This window comes from Lachnospiraceae bacterium KGMB03038 (assembly GCA_007361935.1).
GTDB lineage: Bacteria > Bacillota > Clostridia > Lachnospirales > Lachnospiraceae > Massilistercora.
On sequence record CP041667.1, the window covers coordinates 2,685,657 to 2,694,505 of the forward strand.

Annotated in this window: 11 protein-coding genes; 4 read left to right on the forward strand and 7 right to left on the reverse strand. The window is 46.5% G+C overall.

Going from position 1 to position 8,849, the window contains the following annotated elements:
* Positions 1-8: 8 nt before the first annotated feature.
* From FND36_13175 to rpsJ, 7 genes are all read right to left on the reverse strand, one after another.
* The gene (locus FND36_13175) at positions 9-395 is read right to left on the reverse strand and encodes a 50S ribosomal protein L22 (GenBank protein QDW74912.1); all 387 of its coding nucleotides are present in this window, start codon (positions 393-395) and stop codon (positions 9-11) included.
* 26 nt (positions 396-421) lie between these two features.
* Positions 422-703: a 30S ribosomal protein S19 gene (gene rpsS / locus FND36_13180; protein QDW74913.1), complete on the reverse strand. Its 282-nt coding sequence runs from the start codon at positions 701-703 to the stop codon at positions 422-424.
* A gap of 24 nt (positions 704-727) precedes the next feature.
* Complete coding sequence (gene rplB, locus FND36_13185; GenBank protein ID QDW74914.1) at positions 728-1,570, reverse strand: 50S ribosomal protein L2; 843 nt, start codon at positions 1,568-1,570, stop codon at positions 728-730.
* 236 nt (positions 1,571-1,806) lie between these two features.
* Positions 1,807-2,112 (reverse strand): 50S ribosomal protein L23, encoded by a 306-nt coding sequence (locus FND36_13190; GenBank protein QDW74915.1) that lies wholly within the window; start codon positions 2,110-2,112, stop codon positions 1,807-1,809.
* Entirely contained in the window at positions 2,112-2,732 is a 621-nt protein-coding gene (rplD, locus tag FND36_13195; protein QDW74916.1) for a 50S ribosomal protein L4, read from the reverse strand. The genes FND36_13190 and rplD overlap by 1 nt, the downstream gene beginning before the upstream one ends.
* Before the next feature lie 28 nt (positions 2,733-2,760).
* The gene (locus tag FND36_13200; GenBank protein QDW74917.1) at positions 2,761-3,441 is read right to left on the reverse strand and encodes a 50S ribosomal protein L3; all 681 of its coding nucleotides are present in this window, start codon (positions 3,439-3,441) and stop codon (positions 2,761-2,763) included.
* A gap of 76 nt (positions 3,442-3,517) precedes the next feature.
* Positions 3,518-3,835, reverse strand: coding sequence for a 30S ribosomal protein S10 (gene rpsJ, locus FND36_13205; GenBank protein ID QDW74918.1), 318 nt, complete (start codon positions 3,833-3,835; stop codon positions 3,518-3,520).
* A 426-nt stretch (positions 3,836-4,261) separates the two neighbouring features.
* Between rpsJ and FND36_13210 the strand changes: the two genes are divergently transcribed.
* From FND36_13210 to FND36_13225, 4 genes are all read left to right on the forward strand, one after another.
* Complete coding sequence (locus FND36_13210) at positions 4,262-5,134, forward strand: LysR family transcriptional regulator (protein ID QDW74919.1); 873 nt, start codon at positions 4,262-4,264, stop codon at positions 5,132-5,134.
* 246 nt (positions 5,135-5,380) lie between these two features.
* Positions 5,381-6,754, forward strand: a complete 1,374-nt coding sequence (locus FND36_13215; protein ID QDW74920.1) for a sodium-dependent transporter — start codon at positions 5,381-5,383, stop codon at positions 6,752-6,754.
* A 37-nt stretch (positions 6,755-6,791) separates the two neighbouring features.
* Positions 6,792-7,661, forward strand: a complete 870-nt coding sequence (locus FND36_13220) for a sulfite exporter TauE/SafE family protein (protein ID QDW74921.1) — start codon at positions 6,792-6,794, stop codon at positions 7,659-7,661.
* Positions 7,662-7,886: 225 nt separating this feature from the next.
* On the forward strand, positions 7,887-8,813 hold the full coding sequence (locus FND36_13225; GenBank protein QDW75636.1) for a TSUP family transporter: 927 nt from the start codon (positions 7,887-7,889) through the stop codon (positions 8,811-8,813).
* The last annotated feature ends 36 nt before the right edge of the window (positions 8,814-8,849 follow it).

Genomic DNA, 8,849 nt, shown 5'->3' on the forward strand with positions numbered 1-8,849 from the left:
TGCCCTCCTTATCTTTCATCCAGCACAAGTGTAATGTGGCTCATTCTCTTCTCGATCCTGTAAGCTCTTCCCTGTGCTCTCGGTCTGATTCGCTTCATTGTTGGTCCTTTGTTCGCGTAAGCCTCCGCGATATAAAGATTCTCAACATTCATGCCATTATTGTTCTCAGCGTTCGCGATCGCTGACTCTAATAATTTCTTTATTAAACTGGAAGCATATCTTGGATTGTAAGTTAAAATACCAAGTGCTGTCGTTACATCCTTACCTCTGATGGCGTCCAATACGAAACACGCTTTCTGAACAGAAACCCTTGCGTAAGACAGTTTTGCTGACGGTCTCGTATCCTTATTCGCATTTCTTTCTCTCTTGATCTGGGATCTATGTCCTTTCGCCATGGATAAGCCCTCCTTTCACAATCTGATTATCTTACCTTTGATTTCTTCTCGTCTTTTCCATGTCCTCTGTATGTTCTGGTTGCCACAAATTCGCCAAGCTTATGTCCAACCATATCTTCTGTTACATATACCGGAACATGTTTTCTTCCGTCATGAACGGCAATTGTATGTCCAACCATGCTTGGGAAGATGGTAGAACGGCGGGACCAGGTCTTGATGACTGATTTCTCACCCGCAGCGTTCATCGCGTCAATCTTCTTCAGCAGGCTCGCGTCTGCAAATGGTCCTTTTTTAATAGAACGTGCCATAGGTTCTAACCTCCTTAATGAAAACTATTTGATCGCTTTTCCGTCTCTTCTTCTTACAATCAGTTTGTTTGAAGATTTGTTTCTCTTTCTGGTCTTCAGGCCAAGCGCCGGTTTGCCCCACGGTGTGCATGGACCCGGACGTCCGATACCGGTCTTGCCTTCACCACCGCCATGCGGATGGTCATTCGGGTTCATAACAGAACCACGAACGGTCGGTCTGATACCCATGTGACGTTTACGTCCTGCTTTTCCAAGATTGATCAGATTGTGCTCAGAGTTTCCTACAACTCCTACAGAAGCTCTGCAGATCATCGGAACCATTCTCATCTCTCCAGAAGGAAGACGAAGAGTCGCGTATTTTCCTTCTTTCGCCATCAGCTGCGCGCTGTTTCCAGCGGAACGAACCATCTGTCCGCCTCTTCCCGGATACAGCTCGATGTTGTGGATCTGAGTACCTACCGGAATCTCAGAAAGGGGCAGGCAGTTTCCTACTCTCACCTCGGCTTCCGGCCCATTCATAACCTTCATGCCGACTTTCAGTCCTTCCGGAGCCAGGATGTATGCCTTTTCTCCATCTTCGTAGCAGATCAGCGCGATATTCGCTGTTCTGTTTGGATCGTACTCAATTCCGATAACTTTTGCGCTGATTCCATCTTTTCTTCTCTTGAAGTCAACGAGTCTGTATTTTCTCTTTGCGCCGCCTCCGCGGTGTCTTACTGTGATCTTACCTTGATTATTACGTCCTGCCTGTCTGCTCTTTGGCGCCAGCAGAGATTTCTCCGGCACGGTCTTCGTGATCTCAGAGAAATCAGAACCGGTCATCTGTCTTCTGGACGGTGTATATGGGCGATATGTTTTGATTCCCATGATTGTTCTCCTTTCGATTGTTTATTATCACGGTTTCTATCCGTTTATCTGCGCTGTCTTAACGGGTATGTTCGCAAGGAAGTTCTTCTCGCTAGGCTCAAGCTTCGCTATCGCTTGATTTCGTTAAGTCTTAACGCGTATGTTCGCTTCGCTAGGCTCGTATGATACCTCGCCAATCTCAGCGAACGGGGTCCGACTAGAACTCAATCTGCGCTATCGCTTGATTTCGTTAAGTCTTATAACCCCTCGAAGATCTCGATATCAGCGCTGTCCGCGGTAAGCTGTACAACAGCTTTTTTGCTCTTTGCGGTCTTTCCAAACTGCATGGTTCCGCGCACTCTTCTCTTCTTTCCATCATAGTTCATGGTGTTGACGCTTTTTACTTTCGCTCCGTCAAACATCTTCTCTACCGCTTCTTTAACCTGGGATTTGGTTGCTTCAGGATGAACCAGGAAGGTATATTTCTTTTCTCCCATAAGCTCCATACTCTTCTCTGTCACAACCGGCTTCAGGATGACATCATAATATTGAATATTAGCCATTATGCGTACACCTCCTCGATATTGCGGGCCGCAGCTTCTGTCGCGATCACTGTGTTATACTTCATAACATCGTACGCGTTGATGGTGTTGATCTTAGCCGTCTTAACATCAGCGATATTTCTTGCTGACAGTTCAGCGTTTGTGTTTCCATCTTCCAATACAACCAACGCCTTTGTTACGTCCAGGTTTTTCAGCACATTTGCGAAGTTCTTTGTTTTGATCTCGTCAAATGCCAGCTTATCAACTACGATAAATTTCTTCTCTTCTACTCTGGAAGTAAGCGCAGATTTCAGAGCCGCTCTTTTCTCTTTCTTATTCATCTTAAAGGAATAGTCTCTCGGCACCGGAGCGAATACAATTCCGCCGCCTGTCCACTGTGGCGCTCTTGTGGAGCCCTGTCTTGCGTGGCCTGTTCCTTTCTGTCTCCATGGTTTTCTTCCTCCGCCAGAAACTTCAGAACGTGTCTTGGCCTTCTGTGTTCCCTGACGTTTTGCCGCAAGGTGGCTTACGACCGCCATATGCAGCAGGTGCTCGTTTACCTCAACACCAAATACCGCATCGCTTAAATCGATCGTACCAACTTCTTTACCTTCGATATTATAAACAGATACGTTTGCCATCTTAAGTCTCCTCCTTCCTCGTCAAAACCTAGTTCGCTTTTACCGCTTCTTTGATCGTTACCAGAGATTTCTTTGGTCCCGGTACAGAACCCTTGATCAGCAGCAGGTTGTTCTCCGCGTCTACACGCACAACCTCCAGGTTCTGGATGGTGATTTTCTTGTTGCCCATCTGTCCAGGCATCTTCTTTCCTTTGAATACTTTGCTCGGATCAGAAGCGGCTCCGTTGGAACCCGCGTGGCGATGGAACTTAGAACCATGAGTCATAGGTCCTCTGTGCTGTCCATGTCTCTTGATGGCGCCCTGGAATCCCTTACCTTTGGAGATTGCTGTAGCGTCAACTTTGTCGCCAGCCTCAAAAATATCAGCTTTGATTTCCTGCGCAAGCTCATACTCACTTGCGTTCTCAAACTTAAACTCTCTAACGAATCTCTTTCCTGACACGCCAGCTTTCGCGAAATGTCCCTGCTCAGCCTTGGTCACTCCGTGGCGGTGTACGATCTCTTTCTTTCCGCCTTTGTCTCTATTGACAATCTTGTCTTTCTTGTCAACAAATCCCACCTGCACCGCGTCATATCCGTCATTCTCAACCGTCTTGATCTGTGTTACTACACAGGGTCCAGCCTGAAGCACGGTAACCGGCGTCAGTGTTCCATCTTCATTGAAGATCTGGGTCATCCCCACCTTGGTAGCCAAAATCGCTTTCTTCATTATAAATACCTCCTGTGATTTACAGCGGAACGTCTTTTCCAGACGTTCATCCTAAATGTTAGGAATTACTGTGTTCTTATTTGGTTTTCATTTTGATATCAATATACACACCTGCCGGCATTTCCAGTCTGGACAACGCATCTACCGTCTTCTGGGTCGGTGTGATGATATCGATCAGTCTTTTATGAGTTCTCTGCTCGAACTGCTCTCTGGAATCTTTGTATTTATGAACCGCTCTTAAGATAGTAACTACTTCCTTTTTCGTCGGAAGCGGTACCGGTCCGCTCACCTGTGATCCATTCTTCTTAACAGTGTCGATGATTTTCTTCGCGGATGCATCCACCAGCTGATGGTCATACGCTTTCAGTGTGATTCTCATTACTTGACTTGCCATAAAAAAAGTCGCCTCCTTTTCGTACTTTTCACTTCAGTACGACAAGCGGTGACTGTACACTCTCCCGTGTGTGTCGTGAGCTTTTCACACAGGACGCCACGTCTCTACGCGGCTTTTTTTGTTCGTACAGTGACTTGTCGCCAGTTTCCTAACTTGACATTCGCTCCACGGAAAACCTGCCACTTAAGGGCAGCAACCTCACGCTTCACAGCTATCAATGTCACAGCTTTTTCAGTATATCTGATGATTCCATTTTTTTCAAGGCTTTTCTTCTAATTCTTGTATTTTTTTTCGTACAATATACGTTTTTTTATTTCTTATCCGCTCCCTGCTGTTTTATCTCTTGTGTTTCTTTATCGTTTCCGCTACTATAACAAGTGATCACGGATTCTATTGTACGGTTATTAGGAAGGAGTTGTAAAGACTATGGATCTCAAAAGATGGAAGGTCATGCTGGCGGTCGATGATTTTGGCAGTTTCACCCGAGCCGGGGAAGAACTGGGATACACTCAATCAGGCATCACCCAGATGATGAAAGCTCTGGAAAAGGACGTCGGCTTCTCCCTATTTGTCAAAGACAGCCATGGAATGCGGCTGACCAGAGAGGCCCAGTCTCTGATTCCTTCTGTCCGCGCTCTTTTAAACGCCGATGAGGTCGTGCGTCAGGAGATCGCTTCTTTAAAGGGCGCTCAAATAGGCGTGATCAAAATCGGCACGTACCTGAGTTGTTCTATCCACTGGATTCCCAAGATCATCCAGGAATTCCAGCGCTGTCATCCTGATATCCATTTTAAAATCGTGGAAGGACTGGAAGGCGAACTGGCCGACTGGATCCAAGAACGCCGGGTCGATATCGGGTTCCTAAGCTATCAGACGGGCCATCATTATGATTTCCTTCCTGTTATGGATGATGAATTATTCGCGGTCCTTCCAGAGGGACATCCCTTTACAGATTACGATGAGATCCCGATCGAGAAATTCGAAGGCGTCCCGTTTGTTACCACAGAATACGCGCCGGGCAGCGATATCCACCGTGTTCTTAAACAGTATCACATCAAACCGGATATTCGATATGTCTCTATCAATGAATTCTCCGTGCTCTCTATGGTAGAGCATGGCCTTGGCATCACGATCCTTCCAGGACTCCTCTTAAGAGGGCAGGTAGGCGGGTTTGTCTGCCGCCGGATCAGGCCTGGGGTTTCCCGCCAGCTTGGCCTGGCTTACGCATCCTTTAAGGATCTTTCTCCGGCTTCCCGGATTTTCCTGGAGTATGCAAAAGATTTTTTACTGGATGACTAGAATTTTCAGGGACAAGGTATAACTTTTTCTAATGTTGATATTAGTTTTTCTAATATTCTTATTGACACTTCCTTCACAAAGCGATATACTGAAAAAGAGGATTGAGTAAAAAAGGTGCTCTCACAATTCGTGGCGAGCGCCTTTTTTTATTTCTTGATCCATCCAAAAAGGAGTAATGTATCATATTTCATCATTTGCCGGCACAACAGGAATCTTGACATTCTCCGCAAGAAAGGACGTGTGATTATGAGTAATCAGACAAACTCAGAAACTCGTCAATGGGGCTCTCGTTTTGGCTATCTCATGGTAGCGGCAGGCGCCGCCATAGGTCTGGGAAATATCTGGCGTTTCCCTTATCTTGCCTATCAAGGCGGCGGAGGTGTATTCCTGGTCGTCTATATCATCGTTGTCGCGCTGATGGGGCACCCGATGGTGCAGATGGAGACCGCTATTGGACGCTACACAGGAAAAGATACGGTAACCGCTTTCCAGCGAATCAATAAAAGGTGGGGATTCGCCGGCTGGATCGCCACCATCTGTACGATCATGATCTGTATGTATTATGTTGTTGTCGGCGGATGGGTGGCAAAATACACCTCTCAGTATATCATCAGCGGTGATTTCGGCTCTGACAAACAAGCATATTTTGACGCTTTTACCACCTCGACCGTTGAACCGATTATTTGGGCTATGCTTATTCTGATATTTGTATCAGTTGTCCTGTATTTCGGCATCACAAACACTGTAGAAAAAATAGCCAAAGTCATGATGCCTACACTTTTTGCCTTGCTGATCATCTGCGGGATCTGGGCGTTATTCGTAAACGAAAACGCCATGGAAGGCGTGAAATACTATCTGCTTCCGGATTTCAGCAAGTTCAGCTTCAATACTTTCGCTCAGGCGGCGGTACAGGTTCTGTTCTCCGTTGGCATCGGCTGGGGTCTGTATGTCACACTGGGCGCCAACATTCCAAAGGAGAATAATCTGAAAAGCGATGCGGTCATGGTTTCCGTCTTTGATACAGCCGCCGCGATCTTGGCGGGATTTGTAGTCGTACCTTCCGCTTTCTCCGGCGGTGTGGATATCGAATCCGCGGGACCAAGCCTGGTCTTCAATGTTATGACGGATATCTTTGACAAACTGCCCGGCGGAAGATTCATCGGGATCTGTTTCTTCCTGGCGATCCTTTTCGCGGTATTGTCCTCCCTGTTCAGCTTCTTCGAAATCTCCATCCGGACCTTCGAAGACAACAAACATATGGGACGGACAAAAGCAACCCTGCTGACCGCCGCCATCATCGGCATCGGCAATATCTTCGCTTCTCTCGGCTTTGGAATACTCAGCGATGTGAAGCTCCCGTGGTTCGATGCCACCGGCTATGTCCCGCTTGGTATATACGACTGGCTGGATACCTTCTCCGCATATCTCCTGATGCCGATCGGATGTATCCTGGTCTGTGTTTTTATCGCTAAGGTATGGGGATTTAAGAACTATGAAAAAGAAGTTACCAACAACGGTAAATTTGGTACGGTTACGACCTATGAAAAGATTTTGACCGTTGCAGTGGTTCCTTTCTTTATGATCGTCATTCTTCTGACACTCTTTGGTATTTTAAAATAAATTTGGATATTATCCATAAAAAGGAAGGAGAGGTTTTATGAGCGCCGCAACTATCTTACTTATCATCATGTGGGCCTTTGCCGCAGTATTTTTCGTCATACTGGCCAAAGACGTGATCGCCCACAAAGACGAACTCGACAAGACAAAAATGGGGTACAATGTACTTGTCAGCGCGGTAGCAAACTTTTTTGACACTCTGGGAATTGGAAGCTATGCCATCGCCACTTCCGCATGGAAGTTCAACAAGGCTGTCTCTGACGACTTGATCCCCGGAACTCTAAATGTAGCTTTTGGTATCCCGATCTGCGTGGAAGCTACCATTACTATGACTCGGATCGATGTGGATCCTCTGACTCTGGTCTTAATGATCGCTGCCGCCATCATAGGCTCTGTACTCGGAGCTAAGATCATATCCAAAATGGATATCATGAAGATTCGTGTCATTATGGGTGTTGCTCTCTTGATCGTCGCGGCCATTACATTGTGTAAGATCAACGCCGTGGGGCCATTCGGCATGATCGGCACCGCCAGGGGGCTGTCCGGCGCAATGCTGGCGATCGGTGTGATCGCCAACTTTATCCTGGGTGTTCTTATGACGGCAGGCATCGGCTTATATGCTCCTTGTATGGCTCTTGTACTCCTGCTTGGCATGAGCGCGGATGTGGCCTTCCCGATCATGATGGGTTCCTGCGCGTTCCTGTGTCCGGCCTGCGGAATTACCTTTATTAAGGAAGGAAAATATCAGAGAGCCGCCACGATCCCTATGATCATCTCCGGATCCATCGGTGTTCTGATCGCTGGATTTATCGTAACATCGCTGCCGCTTACTTTGCTGACTTACTTGGTATGCGTAGTCATGGTAATCTGCGCGCTCCTGTTTTTCCACGATGCCAGCAGATCAAAATAAAGACATAATTGGACAGATTTTAAAAAAAGCGTGGTTAGCCACGCTTTTTTTCGTGGTTTGATTGACTTTTAACAATTCTTCTGGTAGGATACATATAGAGCATTCATATTTTATTCAAATCCACAACAAATCGGGGGGTTGTGGATTTGAGATTGTACAATATGTATATGCTTGTAACCTTTACAATTTCATATATCAATGATCTGGAGGGATGTTTTTATGGCAATGTATATCATGAAAGGATTGTGCGTGATCGGCATTATCCTGAACATTGTTCTGATGCTCAGAAAGAACAAACAGCTCCGTGCAAACCCGGAGAAAGATCCTGCAACTGGAATGACTGGTGAGGAACTGTGGGCGAAGGGAAAACAGCCAAAGAACCTTATCGCTACTTCTATTACTGGATTTGTAGCTAACTTCCTGGATACTTTGGGAATCGGTTCTTTTGCTCCGTCTTCTGCTTCCTTTAAGCTGACGAAGTCTGTAGACGATATCCTGGTTCCTGGTACTCTGAACGTAGGTGATACAATCCCTGTATGTGTGGAGGCGTTCCTGTTCTTTGGTTTTGTAGATATGGATATCCTGACACTTGTACTTATGCTGATTGCTTCTGTAGCTGGTTCTTTCGTAATGGCCGACATTGTAACCAAATTCGACCGGAAGAAAGTTCGTTACGCATTGTTCGTAGGTTTGTTTATCTTGGCTACTGTAATCCTTATGAAAGTTTTCGCTGTTGGACCTTTCGGCACGATTGGTACTGAGCTTGGACTTCGCGGAGTAAAACTCGTGATCGCCGTTGTCGGCAACTTTATCTTCGGCGCTCTGATGAGTATCGGTGTTGGTCTGTACGCACCTTGTATGGCTATGGTTTTGGCGCTTGGTATGGATGCCGGATGTGCGTTCCCAGCTATGATGGGATCTTGCGCATACCTGATGGCATTCGGTAATGGCCCGAAATTCATCGCTCAGGGAAGATACGACATGGTAGCTTGCTGGACACAGGCAATCTTTGGCGCGATCGGCGTATATGTAGCGTACGCTTTCGTTTCCAGCTTACCGCTGGATACTTTGACCAAGGTTATCGCTGTTATCGTTTACATCACAGCATTCCTGTATCTGCATGACGCGATCAAGAAAGGCTCTGCAGCTTAATCAACTGAATATAGAACATAAGAAAGGCGTTTGTAT